The sequence below is a fragment of the Microbacterium sp. 1154 genome, from assembly GCF_031455375.1.
Classification (GTDB): domain Bacteria; phylum Actinomycetota; class Actinomycetes; order Actinomycetales; family Microbacteriaceae; genus Microbacterium.
In genome coordinates this window covers 1,649,117-1,673,970 of the sequence record NZ_JAVDSN010000001.1, presented here as the reverse complement: position 1 = coordinate 1,673,970, position 24,854 = coordinate 1,649,117, and the positions used below count along the sequence as shown (strand labels likewise).

The window sequence follows — 24,854 nt, the reverse complement described above, 5'->3', positions numbered from 1 at the left end:
GACCCATCTCGGCACCTCGTACGCGGGTCACCGACGCAGGCGCAGGCTGTTGAGCACGACGAACACGCTCGAGAAGGCCATCGCGGCGCCTGCCAGCATGGGGTTCAGCAGCCCGAAGGCGGCAAGCGGCAGCGCGGCGACGTTGTACGCGAACGCCCAGAAGAGGTTGCCGCGGATGATCCGCATCGTCCGCCGGCTGAGGGCGAGAGCGGTCACGATGCCACGCGGGTCGTCGCGCATGAGCGCCACGTCGCTCGCGTGCAGCGCGGCATCCGTCCCTCCGCCCATCGCGATCCCCAGATCGGCGGATGCCAGAGCGGCGGCGTCGTTGACCCCGTCGCCGACCATCGCGACGGTGCGCCCCTCGGCGCGGAGCGCCGTGATCGCGTCGACCTTTCCTTCGGGCAGCACGCCGGCGCGCACGCGTTCGATGCCGAGGTCGGCGGCGACGGTACGGGCGACGTGCTCGTTGTCGCCGGTGAGGAGTACGGGCTCCAGGCCCATCGCCTTCAGCTGCGCCACCGCCGCGGCGCTCTCGGGGCGGACCGTGTCGGCCACCTCGATGACGACCCGGGCTGTCGGGTCACCGTCGGGGCCGGCCCACCCGGCCACCACGACGGTGCCGCGTCGCTCCCCCGCCGCGACGGCGTCGACGAGCGCCGCGGGCAGCTGCGCGCCGAGGTCCGCGGCGAGCGCCGGTCGCCCCGCGAACACCCGCACGCCGTCCACGGTTCCCGTGACGCCGCGCCCGGGCAGGGCCTCGAGATCGGCGGCCACCGGCCCCTCCCCCGCGGCGGCGACGATCGCGTGCGCGATGGCGTGCTCCGACCCGCGCTCGACCGCGGCGACGCGGCTCAGGGCGTCCGCGGCATCCTGAGCATCGGCGGTCGTGACGCGCGCGACGCTCATCCGTCCCGAGGTGAGGGTGCCGGTCTTGTCGAGCACGATCGTGTCGATGCGCTCGGCGGATTCGAGGGCCGCGGGTCCGGTCACGAGGATGCCGAGCTGAGCCCCGCGACCGGTGCCGACGAGGATGGCGATGGGGGTGGCGAGTCCGAGAGCGCAGGGGCACGCGATGATGAGCACCGCCACGGCCGCCGTGAATCCCGCGGCCACGGGTTGCCCGGCGACAAGCCACGCGACCAGCGTCAGGGCGGCGAGCGCGATCACGACCGGCACGAAGACACCCGAGATCCGGTCGGCCAGACGCTGCACGCGGCTCTTGCCGAGCTGGGCGTCTTCGACGAGGCGGGCGATGCGAGCCAGCCGCGTCTGCTCCCCCACACCGGTGGCGCGGACGACGAGGCGCCCACCCGAGGCGATCGTGCCGCCCGTGACGGAGGATCCGGGGCCGACGTCGACCGGAAGCGACTCACCGGTGAGCATGCTCTCGTCGATCGAGGCGCGTCCCTCGAGCACCTCGCCGTCGGTGGCGACGGTGGCGCCGGGCCGCACGACGAAGGCGTCGCCCACGACGAGTCGGTCGATGTCGATGCGACGCCCGTCGGCGAGTTCGGCTTCGCGCGCGCCCAGGTCGAGCAGAGCGCGCAGCGCCGCCCCGGCCCGCCGCGTGGACCGCTGCTCGATCACCCGGCCCAACAGCAAGAACACCGTCACCGCGGCCGCGACCTCGAAGTAGACGACGGAGGTCGCATCGTGCACCGGACCGAAGAGCACGACCTCATGACGGATGCCGATCCGCCCGGCCGTTCCGAAGACGAGGGCCCACACGCTCCACAGGTACGCGGCGAAGGTGCCCAGGGTGATGAGCGTGTCCATGGTCGCCGCGCCGTGGCGGGCGTTGCGCAGCGTCGCGCGGTGGAACGGCCATCCGCCCCACAGCACGATCGGTGTCGCGAGGACGAGCGAGACCCACTGCCACCCGGGGAACTGCCACGGCGGGATCATCCCCAGGGCCACAACCGGCACCGCCAGGGCGAGCGACACCCACAGCCGCACGCGCAGCGGGGTGGAGCCGGGGGCATCGCCGGTGTCGTGCACATGGCCGCCCTGATCCGCGGCCCCGTCGAGGGCGTGACCGGTGGTGGCGTCGATCTCGCCGCCCGGCGCGGGGACGGCGACGGGTTCGGACGCCGGGGTGCCGGCATCCGCTCGCTCATCCGTCCGGGTCTGCGCGGGGACGGATGCCGCTGCACCGGGCGCCGCGGCGCGCGGACGAACGGTGGCGTCGTATCCGGCGGAGCGGACGGCATCCACGAGGGCGGTGGGATCGAGGTCGGCAGGGTAGCGCACGCGCGCCGTCTCGGTCGCGAGGTTGACGGCCGCCTCGACGCCCTCGACGCGGCCGAGCTTCTTCTCGACGCGAGCGACGCAGCTGGCGCAGGTCATGCCCTCGATGTCGAGCACGGCCTCGGCGGTCGGCGCTTCGGTGTTCTCGCCCATGGCTTCTCCTCCGGTCACTCCGTCGAGAACAGGATACCCCCTGGGGGTATTCCTGGCGCGGGCCTCGATCGGGCCGCCCACCCCGGCCGCGACCCTACGCTGGAGTCATGGCCGACTCGATGACACGCGAGCAGCGCGTCGTCCTGGCGATCGCCGTTCTGGCGTCGTTCGTGTCGTTCCTCGACGGGACCGTCGTCAACGTGGCCCTCCCCGCGATCGCGGGCGAGCTCGGCGGCGGCCTGTCCACCCAGCAGTGGGTCGTCGACGCGTACCTCGTCACCCTCGGCGCGTTCATCCTGGTCGCGGGCTCGCTGAGCGACGTGCTGGGCCGCGTCGTCGTGCTGCGCATCGGCCTCGTCGGCTTCGGCGTCACCTCGCTCGCGATCGCCGCTGCCCCCACGGCCGAGTTCCTCATCATCGCCCGCGCGCTGCAGGGCGTCGCCGGAGCGCTGCTCGTCCCGAGCTCGCTCGCCCTCATCACCTCGACCTTCCGCGGTGCGTCGCAGGCCCGCGCGATCGGCATCTGGACGGGAGCCACGACCGTCGCCATGCTCGCCGGTCCCCTGGTCGGCGGCATTTTCGTCGATACGCTCTCGTGGCGCCTGGTGTTCCTGGTCAACGTGGTGCCGATCGCCGTGACCCTGTGGTTGCTCGCCCGTCTCGGGCACCGCGACCACCGCCGTCCGGGTACCCGCGTCGACGTCCTCGGGGCCGCGCTGTGCGCCCTGGGGCTCGGCGGCATCGTCTTCGCCCTCATCGAGCAGCCGAACCTGGGGTGGGCGTCGCCGGCGATCTGGGTGCCCGGGGTCGTCGGCATCCTGTCGTTCGGGGGTTTCCTCGTACGTCAGCGCACCGCGCGCGACCCGATGATGCCGCTCGACCTCTTCCGCTCACGCAATTTCTGGGCGGGCAACCTCGCCACCGTCTTCGTCTATGCCGCGCTGTCGCTCAACGGTTTCGTCCTGAGTGTGTACCTGCAGCAGGGCGCCGGTCTGCCGGCCACGCTCGCGGGGCTCGCGTCCCTGCCCAGCACGGCGCTGATGATCCTGCTCAGCTCGCGTATGGGCACGCTGGCGGGGCGCTTCGGTCCACGCCTGTTCATGACTCTCGGGCCCATCGTGATGGCGATCGGGGCGCTCCTGCTGCTGAACGTCCGCGACGACTTCAGTTATTGGACGCAGGTGCTGCCGGGGGTCGTCGTGTGGGGCCTCGGACTCACCGCCACGGTGTCGCCCCTGACCGCAGCCGTCCTCGGCGCGATCGACACCGAGCGGTCGGGAATCGCCTCCGCCGTCAACAACGCCGTCTCGCGGGTCGCGGGTCTCCTCGCGATCGCAGCGGTGTCGGCGGTGGTGGGGGGTTCGCTGGATCTCAGCGGCTTCCACCGCGCAGCCGTCTTCACGGCGGTGCTGATGCTGCTCGGGGCCACGGCGTCGTTTCTCGGCATCCGGAATCGTCCCTCGCGGCGGGACTGAGCGGCGGGCGCAGGCCCAGGTGGCCCCCGGGGCCACGAACGCGCCCCGCGAGCAGCGGTCGGCATCCGAAGGCGTCGCGAGAGAACCCGACGGCGCCTCGAGGGTTCAGTGCAGAATCGCCCGCGCCCGCTCCACGTCGTCGGCCATCTGCACCAGCAACGCGTCGATGCCGTCGAAAGCCGTCATCTCGCGCACCCGCTCGACGAAACGCACCTCGACATGGTGGCCGTACAGGTCGAGGCCGGTCTCGTCGATCACGTACGCCTCGACCTGGCGCGCGTGCACGTCGTCGAACGTGGGGTTGGTGCCGACGCTGATCGCGGCCGGGTAGCTGATGCGCCGCGCCCCGTCGACATCGACCAGCCAGCCGGCGTAGACGCCGTCCGCGGGGATGAAGCCCTCGAGATCGGGCGAGAGGTTCGCGGTCGGGTAGCCGAGCTCGCGGCCGCGCTTGAGGCCGTGCACAACCTCGCCCCACACGGAGGGGGCGCGACCGAGCAGGCGCGCGGCCGTGGCGACGTCACCTGCCGACAGCGCTTCTCGGATCCAGGTGGAGGACACCCGCCGGTCCGCGTGCACCGCGCGCACATCATCGACCACGTCGACGCGGAAGCCGTGCTCGGACCCCATGCGCGTCAAGAGGTCGGGGTCGCCCTCTCCCCCGGCGCCGAAACGGAAGTCGCGGCCGACGAGCACCGTGCGCGCCTGCAGCGCCTCGACCAGCACCGTCAGTACGAAGTCATCGGCGGGGATGGCCGCGAGCTCTTCGTCGAAGGTCAGCAACAGGGTGGCATCCACCCCCGCACGCTCGAGAAGGTCAAGCTTCTGGTGCGGTCCGATCACGTCGGGCGGGCACTTCTCGGGGCGCAGCACGCTCAGCGGATTGCGATCGAAGGTCACGGCCACCACGCGCGCTCCGTCGGACGCGTCGATGCGCGCGCGGTCGATCACGGCGCGGTGCCCGGCGTGGACGCCGTCGAACTTGCCGATCGCCACCACCGAGGGGCCGAAGTCCGCCGGCACCTCCGCGGGCTCGCGGAAGACGATCACCGGGTCGCCCGACGGTGGCGCGTGAGCCACCAGAGTCCGAGGAAGGGCAGCACGAGGGGGATGAACAGATACCCGTAGCCGTAGACCGACCACACCGTCGGGTGCTGGAACAGCTCGGGGAGCACGAGGCTCAGGGTGCCCACGACGAGCACGCCCACGAGCTCGAACCCGATCGCGACCCACGCGACGCGATACCAGGCCGGTCGCGCCGAGAAGACGAGCGCGAGGGTCGCGAGGATGTAGACGACCGCCGCGAGGGCCGACAGCGAGTAGGCGACGGGGGCGTCGTCGAACTCGCGCACGATCTGCACGAAGGAGCGGCCCGTGGCGGCGAGCGCCATGATGCCGTAGACGACGACGAGGACACGGCCGATGCCGGTCATCCCCCGGGAGCGGGTGGGAGTGGTGGATGCCATGACCTGTCGATTCTAGTTCGCCCGGGGCCCGAACGCCCGGCGCCAGCCACGAGAGGGTCGCCGACAGGGGGGCGGGCCGTCTCCCGGCGCGGGAACGTGTGCCGGACGAGCGGTCGGTTCTCGCCGCGCCCCCGGGGCCTCAGCGTCACGGAGGTCAGGCGATCTGCACGGTCCAGATCTGGTGCATACGCCAGACCATGACGGCGACCGCGAGCGCCGCGACACCCATGACGACGGTGCTCCATCGGCTCCGCTCGAGGAGCGCCCAGGCGGCGCCCGCGACCGGCACGAGGGCGGCCGAGACGAGGTAGGTCCAGAACTCGAGCAGGCTCCCCGTGGGAGGGTTGCCCGCGAGCGGAGCGATGAGCGCGACGACGATCTGCACGATGAGCAGCAGCTCGATGAGCGCGAGGGAGCCGACGGTGACGTCGCCGGGGCGCCGGCCGACGAGTCCCGCGGTGATCGCCACGAGTCCGGCCAGCACAGCGATCCCCACCTGGACGAGCGTGAACCACAGGATCATCGGGCGACCTCCTCGGGCATGTTCATGGCGCTCTTGAGCTGGCTTCCACGCCTCTCGACAATGCCGACGAGGCGCCCGTCGGGGTCGATCGCGGCGGCGAGGGTGCCGGTCAGGCGTCCTCCCCCGTCGATCCGCTTGCCGTGACGCAGATCGCGCGCCTCGTCCGCCCCGACAGCGAGGGCCCCCACGACGACGGCCGCGGCCGTGGCCGGCTCGACGAGCGCGTCTTCGGCGATCTCGTCGACGGATGCCGCGGCCGAGACGTCGAAGGCGCCGATGCGCGTGCGACGAAGGGCCGTCAGGTGGCCGCCGACGCCCAGCGACCGGCCGAGGTCGCGGGCCAGCGCGCGGATGTACGTCCCGCTCGTGCAGTCGACCACGACGTCGAGCTCGATCGTCGTGGCCGTGCGACGCGTCGCGCGCACGTCGAAACGCGAGACGGTGACGCGCCGGGCCTTGAGCTCGACCTCCTCGCCCGCGCGGGCGAGGTCGTACGCGCGGCGCCCGTCGACCTTGATCGCCGATACCGTGCTCGGCACCTGATCGATCTCGCCGGTCAGCGCGGCGATGCCCTCGGCGATCTGCGCGTCGGTCGTGGCGGACGCGTCCGTCCGCGTGGTCTCGACGCCGTCGGCGTCGTCGCTGTCGGTCTCGACACCGAGAAGGATCGTCGCCTCGTAGGTCTTGTCGGCGCCGACGATGTAGGTGAGCAGGCGCGTCGCCCCCTCGACCCCGAGCACGAGGAGCCCGGTGGCCATGGGGTCGAGCGTGCCCGCGTGGCCGATCTTGCGCGTGCCGAGCGCGCGTCGGGCGCGCGACACGACGTCATGACTGGTGATGCCCCCGGGCTTGTCGACCAGGAGGATGCCGGGGCGGACCATCAGCAGAAGTCCCCGAACACCTGGACCGGGTGCGCGGGGTCGGAGTTCTCGACGATGACCGAAGCGGCGACGCGCGGTCGTGCGGTGTGGACGTAGTGCTTCTGCGCCTCGGGCAGCTCGGGGCGGAGCTGTCCGATCGGCGGGTTGACTTCGAGCCACACCGACCAGTTCCAGAGCCCTCGACGCGCGGGAGTCTGCAGGAACACGCCGTCGACCACGAGCACGGCGTCGCCCTCGCCGGCGCGGAACGGCGCCACGACGGTGTCGCGCACGTCGGTCTCGCCGTCGGGGACGTGGGCCCGGTCCACCGGAGTGCCGTCCTCGGCCACCGCGGCGGCGAAGTCATCGGCGAAGGCGCGGGCTCCCTCGGCATCCAGCCCCTCGATGGCGACCACGACGCGCCCCGCGCGGTTGTTCTGCCGCATGAGGTCTCGCAAGCTGTGCTGAAGGGTCTCGACGGGGTTCTCGCTGGCCATGTCTCCAGCCTAGGGTCGACCGCCGACACGCGACCCGCTCGCGAAGAGGCCAGCGCTGGAGATGCGGCGACGGCGGGGCCCCGGTCTCGCACATAAACGCCCTCGGCGCGCATAAACACGCTCGGCTCGCGTTTATGCGCGCGGATAGCGTTTCTGCGCACCCAGGGACCGCGCGCGACGACCGTAGGCTGGAGGGATGCCAGAGATCGCCGCCCCGCTCATCGCGTGGTACCGCGACGCGGCGCGCGACCTGCCCTGGCGCCGCACGGGGTTCGGCGCGTGGGGAACGCTCGTCAGCGAGTTCATGCTGCAGCAGACGCCGGTCGCGCGCGTCATCCCGCACCTCGAAGCGTGGCTGGAGCGCTGGCCGACCCCGGCGGACCTGGCCGCCTCTCCCCCGGCGGACGCGGTCACCCAATGGGCGAATCTCGGCTACCCGCGGCGCGCGCTGTGGCTGCACCGGGCGGCGGTCGAGATCCGCGATCGGCACGACGGGATCGTCCCCCGCGACGTCGAGGCGCTCCTCGCCCTCACCGGCATCGGCGACTACACCGCCCGCGCGGTCGCGGTCTTCGCCTACGGCGACCGGCATCCGGTCGTCGACACCAACACCAGACGCGTTCTGGCCCGCGCGGTCGAGGGTGTCGCGCAGCCCGGTCCCCCGCATCGCCGGGATCTCGAGCGAATGGATGCCGAGCTCCCCGACGACCTGCTCAAGGCCGCGATCGTGAACGCCGCCGCCATGGAGCTCGGAGCGATCGTCTGCACGGCACGCTCACCGAAGTGCGAACTGTGCCCGCTCGCCGAACGGTGCGCCTGGCGCGCCGCGGGCTATCCCGCGTCCGAGGATCGTCGCCGTCGGCAGGCGAAGTACGAGGGAAGCGACCGTCAGGCGCGCGGAGCCGTGCTCAAGGCGCTCCGTGACGCGGCGCCCTCGCCGGTGTCCCTGTTCGCGGTTCTGGTCGACTGGCCCGACGCCGCGCAGCGCGACCGGGCGATCGACTCGCTGATCGCCGACGGCCTCGCCGAGGCGGAGGACGACCTCCTGCGGTTGCCGGGCCATCCGGCATCCTGAATCCTCCCTCGGAGCACCCGGCGTCGCCGTGCCGCTCTCCGGTCGCACCGCCACGATCCGATGGGGGGCTTGACCCCGTCGCCGCGCCCCCGTTCATCCGGAGCCCGGCACGCCTGTGTCTTCCCGAAGACGACGAAGGCCGGATGCCACCCCCTCGGGGCGGCCTCCGGCCGTGTCGTGCTCGCGCTCAGGCGCGCGGGGCGTCCTCGTCGTCGTCTTCGTCGTCCTCGTCGTCCTCACGCGGCTTGACGTACGGGTCGGCGTCGCCGGCGTAGGCGGCCGATGCGGCGAGACCCGCGACCGACTCGTCGCGCTCGCGCGCTTCACGCAGCAGGGCCGAGATGTGGTCCGCGTTCTCGGGGATCGCGTCGAGGATGAACTCGAGCGACGGGGTGAGCCGCGTGTTCAGGTTCTTGCCGACCTCGCTGCGGAGCATGCCGGTCGCCGACTTGAGAGCCGCCGCGGTGTCGTTGCGGTGCTCCTCGTCGCCCATGACGGTGTAGAACACCGACGCGCGCTGGAGGTCGCCCGTGACCCGCACGTCGGTGATGGTCACGAAACCGAGCCGCGGGTCGCGCAGCCCCTTCTCGAGACGCTCGGCGAGCACCACGCGGATCCGGTCCGCCACTCGCGCCTGTCGTTCCCCTGCCACTGCCTTCTCCTTCTTCCATACCGCCGTGAGTGGATCGCGGCGTGCGTGCGTCCCGTCGTGGGGAGCCGCCCCCAGCGGAGGCCGGAGGGGGTGTGCATTCCTCCGAGCATCGGGGTAGAGGCCCCGCTCTGCTCGGGGGAATGCACACCCCCGCAGGCCGAAGCGGGAGCCGCGTCCCAAGACGCGACTCCCGCCGATGTGATCAGCCTCGCGGCTTCTCGACCATTTCGGTGGTCTCGATCTCGTCGCCGACCTGGATGTCGTTGAACTTGCCCAGACCGATACCGGCCTCGAAGTCCGTACGCACCTCGGTGACGTCGTCCTTGAAGCGACGCAGCGACTCGATGGCCAGACCGTCGGCCAGCACGACGCCGTCGCGGATGACGCGCGCCTTGGCGTTGCGTGTGATCGTTCCCGACCGCACGATGACACCGGCGATGTTGCCGAACTTCGAGGAGCGGAACACCTCGCGGATCTCGGCGACACCCGACTGCACCTCTTCGAACTCCGGCTTGAGCAGGCCCTTGAGCGACTGCTCGACGTCGTCGATCGCGTTGTAGATGACCGAGTAGAACCGCACGTCGACACCCTCTCGGGCAGCACGCTCGCGGGCCTTCGTGTCGGGACGGACGTTGAAGCCGATCACGATCGCGTTGTCGATCGTGGCCAGGTTGATGTCCGACTCGGTGATCGCACCCACACCGCGGTGGATGATGCGCAGCTGGACGCTGTCGTCGACCTCGATCTTGAGCAGCGATTCCTCGAGCGCCTCGACGGCACCCGACACGTCGCCCTTGATGATGAGGTTGAGCGACTCGACCTTGCCCTCTTCGAGAGCGCGGGTGAAGTCCTCGAGCGAGATGCGCTTGCGGGCCTTGGCCAGCTGGGCGTTGCGCTCGGCGGCTTCGCGCTTCTCGGCGATCTGGCGCGCGGTGCGGTCCTCTTCGGTGACGATGAAGACATCGCCGGCACGGGGCACGGAGTTCAGACCCTGCACCGAGACGGGACGCGACGGGTAGGCCTCTTCGACCGCTTCGCCGTTCTCGTCCATCATCGCGCGGACGCGGCCGTACGCCGTTCCTGCGACGATCGCGTCGCCGACGCGGAGGGTTCCGGACTGGATGAGCACCGTGGCGACCGAACCGCGACCCTTGTCGAGCTTCGCTTCGATCGCGACACCGCGGGCCGCCTTGTTCGGGTTGGCCGTGAGGTCGAGACCGGCGTCGGCGGTGAGCAGGACCGCATCCAGGAGGGCCTGGATGTTGAGGTTCTGTCGGGCCGAGACGTCGACGAACATGACGTCTCCGCCGTACTCCTCGGCGACCAGACCGTACTCGGTGAGCTGCTGGCGCACCTTGGCGGGGTTGGCGTCGGGCTTGTCGACCTTGTTGACCGCGACCACGATCGGCACGTTCGCCGCCTGGGCGTGGTTCAGCGCCTCGACCGTCTGGGGCATGATGCCGTCGTCGGCCGCGACCACGAGGATCGCGATGTCGGTCACCTGCGCACCACGGGCACGCATGGCGGTGAACGCCTCGTGACCCGGGGTGTCGATGAAGGTGATCGCGCGCTCGATGCCCTCGTGCTCGGTCCAGATCTGGTACGCACCGATGTGCTGGGTGATGCCGCCGGCCTCGCCCGCGACCACGTTGGTCTGGCGGATGGCGTCGAGCAGTCGCGTCTTACCGTGGTCGACGTGGCCCATGACGGTGACCACGGGAGGACGGATCTCGAGATCGTCCTCGCTCTCGGCCTCGAGCTCGGCATCGAGGTCGAGACCGAAGCCCTCGAGGAGCTCCTTGTCTTCGTCCTCGGGCGAGACCATCTGGATCTTGTAGCCGAGCTCCTCGCCGAGCACCTCGAAGGTGGCCTCGTCGAGAGACTCGGTCGCGGTGGCCATCTCGCCCAGGTTGAACAGGATGGTCACGAGCGTGCCGGGCTGCACGGTGTAGCCGCGCAGGGCCTCGAGCTTGTCCGCGAAGTCCGCGATGGACGCACCGCGGCGGAGGCGAATGATCTCGCCGTTGCCCTTCGAGACGTTGACGCCGCCGACGACCGGCGCCGACCGCATCTCGAATTCCTGCCGCTTCGCCCGACGCGACTTACGCTGCTTCGACTTGCCGCCGCCCTTACCGAAGGCACCAGCGGTACCACCGCCGGGACCACGGCCGCGGCCACCGCCGCCACCGGGACGACCGGCGAAACCACCGGCCGGAGCGCCGCCACCGGGGCGCTGGAAGCCGCCACCGGCACCGCCGGGACGACCGGGACCGCCGGGACGCTGCTGGAACGGGGCGCCGGGACGGCCGCCGCCACCGGGACGACCGGCACCACCGGGGCGCGGGGCACCGGGACGCGGGGCGCCGGGGCGCGGAGCCTGGGGACGCGGGATGTTGCCGGGGGTCGGGCGCTGGCCCATGCCCTGCGCCGAAGCGAAGGGGTTGTTCCCCGGACGGGGGCCGGCGGGGCGCTGGCCCATGCCCTGCGAGGAGGCGAAGGGGTTGTTGCCCGGGCGGGCTCCACCCGGACGCGGGGGCGCGCTCGGGCCGGGCTTGGGGGCACCGGCGCCGGGGGCTGCGGCACCCGGAGTCGGCGCACCGGGCGTCGCCGACGAAGCGGCGGGCTTGGCGGCCGGAGCCTCGGCCGCTGCGGGAGCGGCCTTCTCGGGGGCGGGAGTCGGCGCGGGGGCCGGGCTCGCTGCCGGTGCGGCGGGAGCCGCGGGACGCGCGGGGCCGGGCGTCGGGCCCGAGGGGCGGGCGCCGGGGGTCGCCGCGGGACGCGAGGGGCCCGGACGGGCACCGGGGCGCGCCGCAGGCGCGGCGGACGATGCGCCGCCGGCCGGGGCCGACGAGACCTCGGCCGCGAGGGCGGCGCGGAGCTTACGGGCCACCGGGGGCTCGATGGTGGATGAGGGGCTCTTGACGAACTCGCCGAGCTCCTTCAGCTTCGCAAGCGCGACCTTGCTGTCGACGCCGAGCTCGGAAGCGATCTCGTGCACGCGTGGTTTTGCCACAATTCTCCTGTCTGAGGGCCTACCCCGGACAGGGCAGACCGTTAGTTGCGGACGGGTCTCATTTCGAGCCGTTCACTTCGTGTCCATAGCCGTTCAGCCTTTTCGCTGGTGGTGTGATTCGAAGGTCTGCGTGTCAAGCGGGCCTGACACACGCAATGCTCGTACGAAGGCGCGGCGTGCAAGCGCTTTGCTCACACACGCGTCCGTCTCGTGCACCCACGCGCCCCGACCGGGAAGAACCGCTCGCTCGTCTGCGACGAGGACGGATCCGTCCGCGACCACACGCAGAAGCGAGGATCGGGGGGCACGTGCGCGGCATCCGACGCACGTTCGTACGGCTTCCATCCTACACCTCGCGATCGTGGGGACGATCGGACGTTCAGTTGTCTTCGAGGATGCTGTCGGGCTGGATGTCGATCTTCGCGCCGGTCAGCTTGGCGGCCAGACGAGCGTTCTGACCCTCTTTGCCGATCGCCAGCGACAGCTGGTAGTCCGGCACGAGCGCGCGGACGGCCTTGGTCGTGGCATCCAGGACGAACGACGAGGTGACCTTCGCCGGCGAGAGGGCGTTCGCGACGAAACGCGGCAGCTCGGCGTCGTAGTCGATGATGTCGATCTTCTCGCCCGAGAGCTCTTCGGTCACAGCGCGCACGCGGCGGCCGAGCTCGCCGATGCAGGCACCCTTGGCGTTGACCGTCGGGTCAGTCGCCTGGACGGCGATCTTGGAGCGGTGGCCGGCCTCGCGAGCGAGCGAGACGATCTCGACCAGGCCCGCGGCGATCTCGGGGACCTCGAGGGCGAAGAGCTTGCGGACCAGTCCCGGGTGGGTGCGGGACACGGTGATCTGCGGGCCCTTGTTGCCCTTGGAGACGCTGGTGACGTAGACGCGCAAGCGCGAACCGTGCGCGTAGGTCTCGCCGGGCACCTGCTCCTCGGGCGGGAGGATGGCCTCGACGGTGCCGAGGTCGACGTGCACCATGCGCGGGTTGGGACCCTGCTGGACGACGCCGGCGACGATGTCGCCCTCTTTGCCCTTGAACTCCCCCAGTACGGCGTCGTCGGCGATGTCGCGCAGACGCTGGCTGATGACCTGCTTGGCGGCGAACGCGGCGATACGACCGAAGTCGTCGGGAGCCTGCTCCTCTTCGCCGATGACGGCGCCCTCGTCGTCGGTGACGGGCGTGAAGATGCCCACGTGACCGGTCTTGCGGTCGAGGGAAGCGCGAGCGCCCGCCGGGATCTCGCCGCTCGGCGAGATGTGCTTGGCGTAGGCGGTCAGGATCGCCTGCTCGATGATGCGCGCGAGTTCATCGAAGGGGATCTCCTTCTCGCGTTCGATCGTCTTCAGAAGTGCGAGATCGATGTCCACAAGGGCCCTCCGTTATTCAGCTCTCGTCGACGCGACCGGCGCCGACAACCCCCCTACGATACCCGGGATGCCGTGCCCCTCGCGACCCGGGAAGCGGTCGCGGGTGCCATCGCACAGGCAGTTCGCGGCTGCGGCGGGGTCGGGGAGTCCTCGCGGCGGCCAGGGCGCGCGGACGTGCGCGCCGCTGCGTACCGAACTCCTGAGAAGTGACGGTCACTCCACGCGCGGGCCGCGGCAGCGACGCGTATTGCGGCGCGAACGGTGCGGGTCTCAGGAATTCGGTGCACCAACGGTACGGGCGGCCGGCTCGAGCGGGTTCGCCGCGAGCTTCGACACGACTCCCCCCTCGACCAGTCGGCGGGCAGCCGTGTCGGGCTTGCGCCGCGCCTGATCGACCACGCACGCCCCGAACTCCGCGGCGAGTGCCCCGCGCGGGTGGGCGGCGAGCACCTCCCGCACGAACGACGCGGGCAGGGCGTCGGGTCGCGCGCCCGAGATGTCGAGTCCCGTCGCGGTCTCGAGCAGATAACCCTCGGCATCCATCGATCGATCCACGCTCGGCCAGTTGTGGCGCACGATGACCTCCAGGACGCGTTCGCGTCGCTCGCGCCCCCACCCCGCACCGGCGGTCAGGGCCACGCCGACGTGGCCGCCGGCGTGCTCGTACGACAGCGTGTGATTGTCGAACGCGGTCACCGTGCCGATGTCGTGCAGGACGGCCGCGACGTAGAGCAGCTCGCGGTCGATGCCCGCGATGCCGTCGACCACGGCGAAGGCCTCGGCCCACAGCCACGAGCGCACGGCGTGCGCGGTGATCGCCGGCGACTGGTACTCCCTCGCCAGGGCGAGAGCCCCGCGGGCGGCGGCGGTGTCGGGCACGGGGAAATCTGCGATCTGCACGGGGCCTCCGGGTTCGGGTCCCTTCACTCTCGCGCACGAGCGCCGCGTGCGTCAGGGCCCCGACGGTCAGTCGCCGTCGCCTTCCTGCCAGGGCGTTCCGGATGCCGCGGCCCGAGGTCGCGGCATCCGGGATCGCTCACTGCACCGGGGTGGCGTGCCAGATGCGGTCGAGGTAGTCGCGCATGGCGCGGTCGGACGAGAAGTACCCGCTGCGCGCGACGTTGAGGATCGCCGAGCGGACCCACGCGTCCTGGTCGGCGTAGGCGGCGTCGACGCGGTCCTGGGCTTCGAGGTACGTCGAGAAGTCGGCGAGCGCCATGAACCGATCTTCGTACAGCAGGTTGGACACGAGGGGCTCGAAGACCGTGCGGTCTCCGCCCGAGAACGCACCCGACGCGATCAGGTCGATCGCGCTGCGCAGCCGCTCGTCCTTCTGGTAGAAGTCCGCGGGGCGGTAGCCCTCGGCCCACAGGGCCTCGACCTCGGGCTCGCTCATGCCGAAGAGGAAGAAGTTGTCGTCGCCGACGAGCCGGCGGATCTCGACGTTCGCTCCGTCGTCGGTTCCGATGGTGAGGGCGCCGTTGAGCGCGAGTTTCATGTTGCCCGTGCCCGATGCCTCCTTGCCGGCGAGCGAGATCTGCTCCGAGAGGTCGGCGGCGGGGATGATGCTCTCGGCGAGGGTGACGTTGTAGTTCGCGGGGTAGAGCACCGTGAGCTTGCCCTGCACGCGTTCGTCGGCGCTCACGACCTCGCCGACGGCGTTGATCAGGTGGATGATGCGCTTGGCCATGCCGTAGCCGGGGGCGGCCTTGGCGCCGAAGAGGAACGTCCGCGCCTGCACGTCGGCGACGTCGAGACGACCCGACACGATGCCCTCGTACGTGCTGACGATGTGCAGGACCTTGAGCGTCTGCCGCTTGTACTCGTGGAGGCGCTTGATCATGACGTCGAGCAGATGACCGTCGTCGAGCGGGGTCTCTCCGCGCGCCTCGAGCACGCGGCTCAGTCGACGCTTGTTCGAGGCCTTCACCGCGGCGAAACGCTCGCGGAAATCCGCGTCGTCGGCCAGGGCCTCGAGCCCGCGGAGGCGCTCGAGGTCGACGGTCCACCCGGCACCCAGGGCCTCGGTGATGAGCGCCGAGAGGTCGGGGTTCGCCAGGCGCAGGAAGCGGCGGGGCGTGACCCCGTTGGTGACGTTCGTGAACTTGTCGGGCCACATGGCGGCGAAGTCCTTGAGCACGTTGTCGCGCAGCAGCTGCGAGTGCAGCTCGGCGACACCGTTGACCTTCGAGCCCGCGACCGTGGCGAGGTAGGCCATGCGCACCGAGCGGTAGGGGTGCTCGCCGATGATCGACATGTTGCGGATGAGCAGCTCGTCGTCACCGAAACGCTCGCGGACCTGGAGCAGGAACGCGTCGTTGATGCGGTAGATGATCTCGAGGTGGCGGGGCAGCAGCCGGCCCAGCAGGTCGACCGACCAGACCTCGAGGGCCTCGGGCAACAGCGTGTGGCACGTGTACGCGAAGCACTTCTGCGTGATGGCCCACGCGGCATCCCAGTCGAGCTTCTTCTCATCGACGAGGACGCGCATCAGCTCGGGCACGCCGATGACGGGGTGCGTGTCGTTGAGCTGGAAGATCACGCGCTCGGGGAGCTTCTCGAGGTCGAAGTCGTCGGGCAGCACGTTCTCGATGAAGTCGGCGATGGATGCCGCGACGAAGAAGTACTGCTGCTGCAGACGCAGTTCTTTGCCCTGAGGCGTGGAGTCTTCCGGGTACAGCACCTTCGAGATGTTCTCGGCGAAGGTCTGCGCGCGCACCGACTCGACGTAGTCGCCGGAGTTGAAGGTGTGCAGGTCGAACGCGTTCGTGGCGACCGCGCGCCACAGGCGCAGGGTGTTCACGCGACCGTTGTGATAGCCCGGGACCATCATGTTGTAGGGCACCGCGAGCACGTTCCACTCGGGGACCCAGCGGGTGCGCTCGACGCCGTCGTCGTCATAGGTCTCGGTCGTGCCGGCGAACGAGATGGTCTGCGCGGCCTCGGGGTGGGCGAAGTCCCACGGCGAACCCATGCGCAGCCAGGCGTCGGGCTGCTCGATCTGCTGACCGTCGGCGAAGGCCTGGCGGAAGATGCCGTACTCGTAGCGGATGCCGTACCCGATCGTCGGCACGCTCATGGTGGCGAGCGAGTCGATGAAACACGCGGCGAGACGCCCGAGGCCGCCGTTGCCGAGCCCGGGCTCGATCTCGACCTGACGCAGGTCGTCGATGTCGATGCCGCACTGCGCGAGGGCCTCGGTGGCGATGTCGGTCAGACGCGCCGCGAGCAGGTTGTTGTCGAGCTGTCGACCCAACAGGTACTCGGCCGACAGGTAGCAGACGGTCTTGGCCTGCTGCGTCTTCTGCTGCGCCCGATCGTCGAACCAGCGCGCCATGAGGTAGTCGCGCACCGTATAGGCGAGGGCGAGGTACTGGTCGTTGACGTCGGAGGTCGACAGCGTCACGCCCCGGTCGAAGTTCAGGTTCTGCAGGAACTGTTTCGCGAAGCCGTCGACGGAGGCCGCGGGGGCGACGACGGGCGCGATGGCCAGCGGATGGGTGGGACGCAGCTCTGAGGTGTTCTCGGGCACGATCCGACCGTAGACAGAAGCGCCCCCCACTGCCAAGGCGGCAACCGCAACGACACAGGATCTTCACCCGTTCGCCGCACGAGCACCTCCGTGCGGGCCGACGCGCGCGAGCGCACGGCGAGGTCCCGTTCGCAACCGATTGTCGCTCGCAGGCGAATCGGCATACGGTTCCGAGGTGACCTCCTCCGCTCGCACCGCCGCCCGTGAAGCGGAGGCCAACCCCGCGTTCCGGGTCACCGCGCGCGCGGGGTATGCGGCCAACGGCATCCTGCATCTGCTGATCGGCGGGCTCGTGATCGCGGTGGGTTTCGGCGCACAGGAGGACAGCGACCAGACGGGCGCCTTCCGCGCGCTCGCGGCCGCACCGCTGGGAGCCGCAGCGCTCTGGGCTCTCGCGGTCGGGCTCGTCGCCCTGGGCGCCTGGCACCTGCTGCAGGCGTTCGCGCCGCGGCGCCTCACGGTGTGGCGCCGCGTGGGGCGGATCTTCACCGAAGCGCCGCAGGGCCTGCTCTTCATCGCGATCGGTGTGGTGTCGGCATCCGTCGCTCTGGGGGCCCGCCCGCGCGCCGAACAGGCGGCGGAGAGCCTGAGCGAGGGCGTGCTGTCGTGGCCCATCGGCGGTTTCGTGCTCGGAGTGGTGGGCCTCGCGGTCGCCGGCGTCGGAATCGGCTTCGTCTGGATGGGCCTGCGACGGTCGTTCCATTCGAAGGTGCGCTCGCCCCACGGGCCCGCGGGCTTCGCCCTCACCACTCTCGGAGTCGTCGGCTTCGTGGCGAAGGGCGTCGCGCTGATCGTCGTGGGCGTGCTCGTGCTCCTCGCCGCGATCACCGTCGAGCCCGACACGGCGGGCGGTCTCGACGGGGCGACCTCGGCGGTCGTCGCGCTTCCGGCCGGACCCGTGCTCGCATCGCTCGTCGGGCTCGGGTTCGTCGCCTACGGCGTCTTCACCGTGTTCCGCGCCCGCTACGCGCGCCTCGACGCCTGACGTCCCGACTCAGTCGAGATCGGGATCGCGACCGGTGCGCTCCCCCGTGTCGAGGGTCGCGATCGCCTCGTGGTCGTCGGCGTCGAGCGTGAAGTCGAACACGTCGCCGTTCTCGCGGATGCGGTCGAGCGACACCGACTTGGGGAACACGACGAGACCTCGATCGAGGTGCCAGCGCACCACCACCTGCGCGGGAGTCTTGCCGTGGCGCTCGGCGATACGCGCGAGCACGGGTTCGTCCAGCAGGCCCCCGCGGGCGAGCGGTGCCCACGACTCGGTGACGATCTCGTGCGCGTCGTGCCAGTCGACGAGCGCGTCCTGCGGGAAGCGCGGGTGCAGCTCGACCTGGTTCACCGCGGGGAGCACGCCGGTTTCGTCACGCAGACGCTCGAGGTGCGGCACCGAGAAGTTGCTCACGCCGATCGAGGTGGCACGCCCCTCTTGCTGCAGGCGCTGGAGGGCCCGCCAGGTGTCGACGTAGCGATCGGCGCTGGGAATGGGCCAGTGGATGAGGTACAGGTCGACGCGGTCCACACCGAGCTTCGCGATGCTCGTGTCGAAGGCGCGGAGCGTCTCGTCGAATCCCTGGTCGTCGTTCCAGACCTTCGTGGTGACGAAGACGTCGTCGCGGTCCAGGCCCGAGGCGCGCAGGCCTTCGCCCACCTCGGCCTCGTTGCCGTAGAGCGCGGCCGTGTCGATGTGCCGATAGCCGGCGGCGAGCGCCCCCTCGACCAGACCGGCCGTCACGTCGGTGGGCACCTTGTACGTGCCGATCCCCAGCTGGGGAATGGACGAGCCGTCGGACAGGGGCAGGCGGGGAGCCGAGATCATGGCATCCACGCTAGCGAAGCCTGCGCCCGCCCAGACGACGGAACGGCACCCCTTGCGCTTGCGCGCGCGGGGTGCCGTTCTCGAGCAGCCGTCAGCGCGTGAGCGCCGCGAGGGCGTCGTCGACCGACACCGTCTCGCGCTCGCCCGTGCGGCGGTCCCACAGTTCGACCTGGCCCTCGGCCGCGCCGCGGCCGACGATGAGGATGCGCGGGATGCCGACGAGCTCGGCGTCGCCGAACTTCACGCCCGGCGAGACCTTCGGACGGTCGTCGTAGAGCACGTCGAGGCCGGCCGCCTCGAGCTGCTCCGAGACGGAGGCGGCGAGCTCGAACGCCATGGCGTCGCGGCCGGTGGCCACCACGTGCACGTCGAACGGTGCGACCGAGGAGGGCCAGATGAGCCCCTTGGCGTCGTTGTTGAGCTCGGCGATGATCGCGAGGATGCGGGTGACGCCGATGCCGTACGAACCCATCGTGACGGTGGCGAGCTTTCCGTTCTCATCCAGCACCTTCAGGCCCAGGGCCTCGGCGTACTTGCGCCCCAGCTGGAAGACGTGGCCGATCTCCATACCGCGCGCGAGCTCCACGGGGCCGGAGCCGTCGGGGGCGGGGTCGCCCTCGCGCACCGTCGAGACCTCGACGAAGCCGTCGCTGACGAAGTCGCGCCCGGCGACGAGCGAGTGCACGTGCTTCTGATCGACGTTGGCGCCGGTGATCCACGCCGTGCCGTCGACCACGCGGGGGTCGAGGTAGTAGCGGATCTTCGTCGCCGACTCCTCGCCCAGCACGGCACCGGTGGGCGACCACGGGCCGATGTAGCCCTTGACCAGCAGCGGGTTCTTCACGAAGTCCGCCTCTGTGGCCGCTTCGACCTCGGCCGGGGCGAAGGCGACCTCGACGCGCTTGTCGTCGACGTCGCGGTCGCCGGGCAGGCCGACGACGACGAGCTCACGCGTGCCGTCGAGGTGCGTCAGGGCGAGCACGACGTTCTTCAGCGTGTGCGCCGCGGTCCACGCGGTCGCCTCGGCCGTCGCGGGACCGGCGATACCGGGGGCGGGGGCGTCGAGGTGCGCGTTCGAGTGGTCGACGAGGGTCGCGATCGTCGGGGTGTTCGGCGAGTCGAAGACGACAGGCTCGGGCTGGCCCTCGATGGGGAGGGCATCGGGGACGACCGTGGTGAACGCCTCCACGTTGGCCGCGTAGCCGCCGGCGGAGCGCACGAAGGTGTCCTCGCCGATCGGCGTCGGGTGCAGGAACTCCTCGGACTTCGACCCGCCCATCGCCCCCGCATCGGCGGCCACGATGACGTACTCCAGTCCCAGGCGGGTGAAGATGCGCTCGTAGGCGTCGCGCTGAGCCTGGTACGACGCGTCGAGTCCGGCATCCGTCGCGTCGAACGAGTACGCGTCCTTCATGGTGAACTCGCGGCCGCGCAGGAGCCCGGCGCGGGGACGGGCCTCGTCGCGGTACTTGTCCTGGATCTGGTAGATCGTCAGCGGCAGATCCTTGTACGACGAGTACAGATCCTTCACCAGCAGGGTGAACATCTCTTCGTGCGTCGGCGCGAGCAGGTAGTCGGCGCCCTTTCGGTCCTGCAGGCGGAACAGCGCGTCGCCGTACTCCTCCCAGCGCCCGGTGACCTCGTAGGGCTCACGCGGCAGCAGCGCCGGGAAGTGCACCTCGAACGCTCCCGCGTTCGCCATCTCGTCGCGGACGATCTTCTCGATCTTGGCCTTGACCTTCAGACCCAGCGGCAGCCACGCGAAGACGCCCGGGGCGTTGCGACGGATGTAGCCGGCGCGCACGAGCAGGCGATGGCTCGTGACCTCGGCATCCGAGGGGTCTTCGCGAAGCGTGCGGAGGAAATAGTTCGACAGACGGGTGACCACGAGAGTCGAGTCTAGGGCGCGGGGGTGGGAGGGGCGGATGCCGGGGGCCTCGCCGCCCATCGACGGCGAGGCCCCGTGATCACAGGAGGGGGAGGACCTTCTGCGCGATCGTCGTCGCGCGGGGCAGGTCGCCACCGGCGGGCAGGAGGTTGAAGGGAACGTCCACGAGGAGCAGGTTCTCACCGTCACTCACGGCGAGGACCTCGCTTCCGCCCCCGTCGATCCCGTCGTGCCACGAAACCCAGTAGGCCTCCGCGGCCCCGGCCACATCCGTCCTCTGGCCTCCCGCCGCGATGATGCTCGGAACGTTCACCGCGCCGCCCCCGATGACGGACATCGTGGCGCTCCACGACGCATAGATGTCCTCGGAGGGTGCGTCGATCCGGCACGCCCCGTCGCGCCCGGAGGTCGCGTCGACCTTCTCGACAGTCACGTCAGGAAGGGACAGGCTCTCGGCGTCGATGACCTCTGCCAGGCGCGCGCAGTCCGGCGCAGACCACCAGGTCGGAAGCGCCGTCGCCGCCACGCCGACCGGATACCGGCTGACCCGCGAGAGCACGGCATCGAGCACACGGTCCGCACCCGCCGACACGACGTCTCCGTGAACGCTGCTGACGCGGACCCACGCGGTCATACCTTCGGCAGCACCCTGCCGGATGCAGAGCAACCTGCCGTAGTTGTCGCGGCATCCGGGATCTTGGACCAACGCCGGGTTCGTCGGCTGCTGCCCGTCGGGGAAGACACCCACCTCGACGAAAGCCGCAGAGTACTCCTCGGAGGAGTACCAGAGGCACTCGATGCCACCGCGAACGGTGGCGGCACTGTCGATCCAGTCCGGCCCGACCCTCCCCATCTTCATGCCGGCGGCAGCGTCGAGGTCGGCTCCGTCGATCGCGTTGTCGCACGCCCCATCGAACGGCGCGGACCCCCGCGGCAGCACCACCGGCTCCTGCGTCGGCGTCGGCGTCGCCGTCGGGGTCGGCACCGGCACGGGCGCCGCCGTCACGGTCGCACTCGGCGACGGCGTCGTCGCGATCTCGGGCGCGCTGAGCGTCGAGGTCACCGCCACTCCCCCGGCGATCGCGACCACCATCGCCGCGGCCACCGAACCCGCGATCCACGCGTTGCGGTGCGCCCCGACGGGCTTGATGTCGTGGGCGCCGCCCACGATGCGGGCGCGCAGGGCCGCGCGCTCGGAGGGCGTCAGTTCGTCGTTCATGCCCGTGCCCCTTCCAGCGCGAGCTCGTCGCGCAACTTCGCTTTGGCGCGGGCGAGCCGCGATTTCACCGTTCCGGCCGGGATGCCGAGGGCCTGAGCGATCTCACGCTCGGCGTATCCCTCGAGCACCGACAGCACCACCACCGCCTGCTCGCGCTCGGGCAGACGCTTCAGCGCAGAAAGCACGCCGCTGTCGTCCGGCGCATCGGCCACCACCCGCTCGGCGACGGGGGCCCGGTCAAGCAGGGCGCGATAGCGCCGGCTCGACCGCTCCAGGTTCCGGGCACTGTGCGCGACCGTCGTCAGCAGCCACGGCAGCGGAGACCCATCGACCAGACGCACCGTGGCGCGCTTGCGCCACAGCTCGAAGAAGGCCACGGTCACGGCATCCTTCGCATCCTCCCGATGACTCAGCAGCCGTGACGCATGGCGGAACAGCCGCGTCTCGTGCCGATCGAACAGCGCGGCGAGCGCGAGCTCGTCGCCTTGGCGTACCCGGTCCCACAGCCCGGCGTCGTCTTCATCCACACTCGGTAATGTCCGCGGGGGCGCCATCGGTTCCCTTTCCGGCGACGAGATCGATAACGAAACGGTGACGGTCCACGAGGTTCGTGCCGTACGGCGACGCGACCGTCGTCAGGCCGGGGGCTCAGGCCGCCCGACGCCCCACGTGCAGCACCGCGCGCACCACGAGCCCCGCGACCAAGGCCCAGAACGCGGCGCTCACCCCGAACACCGCGATCCCGGAGGCCGCGACCAGGAAGGTCACCACGGCGGGCACCCGCTCGCCCGGGTCGTCGATCGCCTGCTGGATCGCCGACCCGAACGCGCCGAAGAGCGCCACGCCCGCGACCGCCGGGATGACGCCCGCCGGGGCCAGCAGCACGATCGCGGCGAACGCGGCCGACAGGGCGCCGAGGACGAGGTAGGTGCCTCCGGCCGACACCCCCGCGACCCACCGCTTCTTCGGGTCGGGGTGCGCGTCGGGCCCCGCCGCGATCGCCGCGCTGATCGCGCCGAGATTCATCGCGTGCCCGCCGAACCCGGCCGCGGCGGCCGAGCCGAGTCCGGTGACGAGCATCGCTGGACGCCACGGGATCGTGTAGCCCAGGCTGCGCATCACGGCGACTCCGGGCACGTTCTGCGACGCCATCGTCACCACGAACAGCGGCACCGCGATGCCCACGACCGCGCCGACCGTGAGAGAGGGGGCGGTGAACTCCAGGTGCGGCAGCAGGGTCGCGGCGTCCGCGTCCACTCCCGTCCGGGTCAACTCCACCGCCACGACCGCGATCGCCGCGACGAACGCGAGCGGCACGGCCCAGCGGGGAAGGAATCGGGATGCCACGAGCCACACCAGCAGCACGGGAGCCACGCCCCAGGGGTCGTTCACGAGACCGACGAACGGCGCCACGCACAGCGGCAGCAGGACACCGGCGAGCATCGCCTGCGCGATCGAGGCCGGGATGCGCGCGATGAGGGCGCCGAGCGGGGGGAACAGCGCCGTGCACAGGATCAACGCGGCGGAGACGAGGAAGCCGCCGATCACCGCCGGCCATCCGCCGTCGACGGCGCCGGTTGCCGCCAACAGGGCCACGCCGGGGGTCGACCAGGCGACGGTGATCGGAATGCGGTAGCGCCCGGCGAGGACGATGCAGCCGATGCCGACGACGAGGGTGATCGCGAGCAGCCCACTGGCCGCTTGAGCGGGAGTCGCCCCCACGGCACGCAGGCCCGTGAGCACGACGGCGAAGGTGCTGGTGAACCCGACGAGGGCGGTGACGACCCCGGCGACGAGCGGGCGGGCGAGGGAGGCGGTCGAAGTCTCGGTCATGAGACTTCCGACGCTATCGGAACGTCAGCCGACCGCCGACGGTCCGACCGCCCTCGGGAGGACCGGCCGATCAGGCCGTGATGACCTGCGCGGTGCCGGTCGCGGCGTCGGGACCCATCTCGGCCGCGAGGCGGTTGGCCTCGGCGATGAGGGTCGCGACGATCTCGCTCTCGGGCACGGTCTTGACGACCTCTCCCTTGACGAAGATCTGTCCCTTGCCGTTGCCCGACGCGACACCCAGGTCGGCGTCGCGCGCCTCACCGGGGCCGTTGACGACGCAGCCCATGACGGCGACGCGCAGCGGCACGGTCATGTCCTTCAGGCCCTCGGTGACGTCGTCGGCGAGGGTGTACACGTCGACCTGCGCGCGGCCGCACGAGGGGCACGAGACGATCTCGAGCTTGCGCTCGCGCAGGTTGAGCGACTGCAGGATCTGGTGGCCGACCTTGACCTCTTCGGCCGGGGGCGCCGACAGCGAGACGCGGATCGTGTCGCCGATGCCCTCGGAGAGCAGGATGCCGAACGCGGTGGCGCTCTTGATCGTGCCCTGGAACGCGGGTCCGGCCTCGGTCACACCGAGGTGCAGGGGCCAGTCGCCCCGCTCGGCGAGCAGGCGGTAGGCCTTCACCATGACGATCGGGTCGTTGTGCTTGACCGAGATCTTGAAGTCGTGGAAGTCGTGCTCCTCGAACAGCGAGGCCTCCCACACGGCGCTCTCGACGAGCGCCTCGGGCGTGGCCTTGCCGTACTTCTCGAGCAGGCGGCGGTCGAGCGAGCCGGCGTTGACACCGATGCGGAGCGACACCCCGGCGTCTTTCGCGGCCTTGGCGATCGCGCCGACCTGGTCGTCGAACTTGCGGATGTTGCCCGGGTTCACGCGCACCGCGCCGCAGCCGGCGTCGATCGCCTGGAAGACGTATTTCGGCTGGAAGTGGATGTCGGCGATGACCGGGATCTGGCTCTTCTTCGCGATGATGTGCAGCACGTCGGCGTCGTCCTGCGACGGCACCGCGACGCGCACGATCTCGCAACCGGATGCCGTGAGCTCGGCGATCTGCTGCAGGGTGGCGTTGATGTTGGTCGTGGGCGTCGTGGTCATCGACTGGACGCTCACGGGAGCGTCGCCGCCCACGAGGACCTTGCCGACGCGGATCTGGCGGGTCTTGCGACGGGGCGCGAGGGTCTCCGGCACGCGGGGCATTCCGAGGTTCACAGCAGGCACGCGATCAGCCT

Annotated in this window: 21 protein-coding genes; 3 read left to right on the top strand and 18 right to left on the bottom strand. The window is 70.9% G+C overall.

The window, feature by feature from the left end:
• Nucleotides 1-27: 27 nt before the first annotated feature.
• Nucleotides 28-2,403 (bottom strand): heavy metal translocating P-type ATPase, encoded by a 2,376-nt coding sequence (locus tag J2X55_RS07730; protein ID WP_309822770.1) that lies wholly within the window; start codon nucleotides 2,401-2,403, stop codon nucleotides 28-30.
• A gap of 107 nt (nucleotides 2,404-2,510) precedes the next feature.
• Here J2X55_RS07730 and J2X55_RS07725 point away from each other — a divergent pair, with 107 nt between their 5' ends.
• Complete coding sequence (locus J2X55_RS07725; protein WP_309822769.1) at nucleotides 2,511-3,878, top strand: MFS transporter; 1,368 nt, start codon at nucleotides 2,511-2,513, stop codon at nucleotides 3,876-3,878.
• A gap of 105 nt (nucleotides 3,879-3,983) precedes the next feature.
• Here J2X55_RS07725 and J2X55_RS07720 read toward each other — a convergent pair whose 3' ends face one another.
• The 5 genes from J2X55_RS07720 to J2X55_RS07700 all read right to left on the bottom strand — a co-directional run bounded on the left by J2X55_RS07720 (nucleotide 3,984) and on the right by J2X55_RS07700 (nucleotide 7,224).
• Complete coding sequence (locus J2X55_RS07720) at nucleotides 3,984-4,928, bottom strand: bifunctional riboflavin kinase/FAD synthetase (RefSeq protein WP_309823023.1); 945 nt, start codon at nucleotides 4,926-4,928, stop codon at nucleotides 3,984-3,986.
• Entirely contained in the window at nucleotides 4,925-5,344 is a 420-nt protein-coding gene (locus J2X55_RS07715) for a hypothetical protein (RefSeq protein ID WP_115920213.1), read from the bottom strand. The genes J2X55_RS07720 and J2X55_RS07715 overlap by 4 nt, the downstream gene beginning before the upstream one ends.
• 154 nt (nucleotides 5,345-5,498) lie before the next feature.
• On the bottom strand, nucleotides 5,499-5,867 hold the full coding sequence (locus tag J2X55_RS07710) for a hypothetical protein (RefSeq protein ID WP_309822766.1): 369 nt from the start codon (nucleotides 5,865-5,867) through the stop codon (nucleotides 5,499-5,501).
• Nucleotides 5,864-6,748, bottom strand: a complete 885-nt coding sequence (gene truB / locus J2X55_RS07705) for a tRNA pseudouridine(55) synthase TruB (RefSeq protein ID WP_309822764.1) — start codon at nucleotides 6,746-6,748, stop codon at nucleotides 5,864-5,866. The genes J2X55_RS07710 and truB overlap by 4 nt, the downstream gene beginning before the upstream one ends.
• The gene (locus J2X55_RS07700; RefSeq protein WP_309822762.1) at nucleotides 6,748-7,224 is read right to left on the bottom strand and encodes a hypothetical protein; all 477 of its coding nucleotides are present in this window, start codon (nucleotides 7,222-7,224) and stop codon (nucleotides 6,748-6,750) included. Before J2X55_RS07700 ends, truB begins: the two co-directional genes overlap by 1 nt.
• Before the next feature lie 196 nt (nucleotides 7,225-7,420).
• On the opposite strand from J2X55_RS07700, the gene J2X55_RS07695 reads away from it, so the two are divergent.
• Nucleotides 7,421-8,299, top strand: coding sequence for an A/G-specific adenine glycosylase (locus J2X55_RS07695; RefSeq protein ID WP_309822759.1), 879 nt, complete (start codon nucleotides 7,421-7,423; stop codon nucleotides 8,297-8,299).
• Between the two features lie 187 nt (nucleotides 8,300-8,486).
• Here the strand turns inward: J2X55_RS07695 and rbfA are convergent, their stop codons facing one another.
• The 6 genes from rbfA to J2X55_RS07665 all read right to left on the bottom strand — a co-directional run bounded on the left by rbfA (nucleotide 8,487) and on the right by J2X55_RS07665 (nucleotide 16,865).
• A complete protein-coding gene (gene rbfA / locus J2X55_RS07690) occupies nucleotides 8,487-8,951 on the bottom strand; it encodes a 30S ribosome-binding factor RbfA (RefSeq protein ID WP_309822757.1) in 465 nt (154 codons plus the stop codon).
• Between the two features lie 202 nt (nucleotides 8,952-9,153).
• Entirely contained in the window at nucleotides 9,154-11,964 is a 2,811-nt protein-coding gene (infB, locus tag J2X55_RS07685; RefSeq protein ID WP_309822756.1) for a translation initiation factor IF-2, read from the bottom strand.
• A 93-nt stretch (nucleotides 11,965-12,057) separates the two neighbouring features.
• The gene (locus J2X55_RS07680) at nucleotides 12,058-12,309 is read right to left on the bottom strand and encodes a YlxR family protein (protein WP_103210325.1); all 252 of its coding nucleotides are present in this window, start codon (nucleotides 12,307-12,309) and stop codon (nucleotides 12,058-12,060) included.
• A 34-nt stretch (nucleotides 12,310-12,343) separates the two neighbouring features.
• The gene (nusA, locus tag J2X55_RS07675; protein ID WP_115920201.1) at nucleotides 12,344-13,333 is read right to left on the bottom strand and encodes a transcription termination factor NusA; all 990 of its coding nucleotides are present in this window, start codon (nucleotides 13,331-13,333) and stop codon (nucleotides 12,344-12,346) included.
• Nucleotides 13,334-13,603: 270 nt separating this feature from the next.
• Nucleotides 13,604-14,233 carry an HD domain-containing protein gene (locus J2X55_RS07670; protein ID WP_309822753.1) on the bottom strand — a complete coding sequence of 210 codons (630 nt, stop codon included), beginning with the start codon at nucleotides 14,231-14,233 and terminating at the stop codon, nucleotides 13,604-13,606.
• Nucleotides 14,234-14,369: 136 nt separating this feature from the next.
• On the bottom strand, nucleotides 14,370-16,865 hold the full coding sequence (locus tag J2X55_RS07665; protein WP_309822752.1) for a glycogen/starch/alpha-glucan phosphorylase: 2,496 nt from the start codon (nucleotides 16,863-16,865) through the stop codon (nucleotides 14,370-14,372).
• Nucleotides 16,866-17,040: 175 nt separating this feature from the next.
• On the opposite strand from J2X55_RS07665, the gene J2X55_RS07660 reads away from it, so the two are divergent.
• Nucleotides 17,041-17,850, top strand: a complete 810-nt coding sequence (locus tag J2X55_RS07660) for a DUF1206 domain-containing protein (protein ID WP_309822750.1) — start codon at nucleotides 17,041-17,043, stop codon at nucleotides 17,848-17,850.
• 9 nt (nucleotides 17,851-17,859) lie between these two features.
• Here J2X55_RS07660 and J2X55_RS07655 read toward each other — a convergent pair whose 3' ends face one another.
• From J2X55_RS07655 to ispG, 6 genes are all read right to left on the bottom strand, one after another.
• On the bottom strand, nucleotides 17,860-18,681 hold the full coding sequence (locus J2X55_RS07655; RefSeq protein ID WP_309822748.1) for an aldo/keto reductase: 822 nt from the start codon (nucleotides 18,679-18,681) through the stop codon (nucleotides 17,860-17,862).
• 91 nt (nucleotides 18,682-18,772) lie between these two features.
• Entirely contained in the window at nucleotides 18,773-20,569 is a 1,797-nt protein-coding gene (locus J2X55_RS07650; RefSeq protein ID WP_309822746.1) for a proline--tRNA ligase, read from the bottom strand.
• 79 nt (nucleotides 20,570-20,648) lie between these two features.
• Entirely contained in the window at nucleotides 20,649-21,788 is a 1,140-nt protein-coding gene (locus tag J2X55_RS07645; RefSeq protein WP_309822745.1) for a hypothetical protein, read from the bottom strand.
• Nucleotides 21,785-22,315, bottom strand: a complete 531-nt coding sequence (locus J2X55_RS07640) for an RNA polymerase sigma factor (RefSeq protein WP_181906548.1) — start codon at nucleotides 22,313-22,315, stop codon at nucleotides 21,785-21,787. Before J2X55_RS07640 ends, J2X55_RS07645 begins: the two co-directional genes overlap by 4 nt.
• Nucleotides 22,316-22,436: 121 nt before the next feature.
• Complete coding sequence (locus J2X55_RS07635) at nucleotides 22,437-23,621, bottom strand: benzoate/H(+) symporter BenE family transporter (protein WP_309822743.1); 1,185 nt, start codon at nucleotides 23,619-23,621, stop codon at nucleotides 22,437-22,439.
• A gap of 70 nt (nucleotides 23,622-23,691) precedes the next feature.
• Complete coding sequence (gene ispG, locus J2X55_RS07630) at nucleotides 23,692-24,822, bottom strand: flavodoxin-dependent (E)-4-hydroxy-3-methylbut-2-enyl-diphosphate synthase (protein ID WP_056228466.1); 1,131 nt, start codon at nucleotides 24,820-24,822, stop codon at nucleotides 23,692-23,694.
• Between the last annotated feature and the right edge of the window lie 32 nt (nucleotides 24,823-24,854).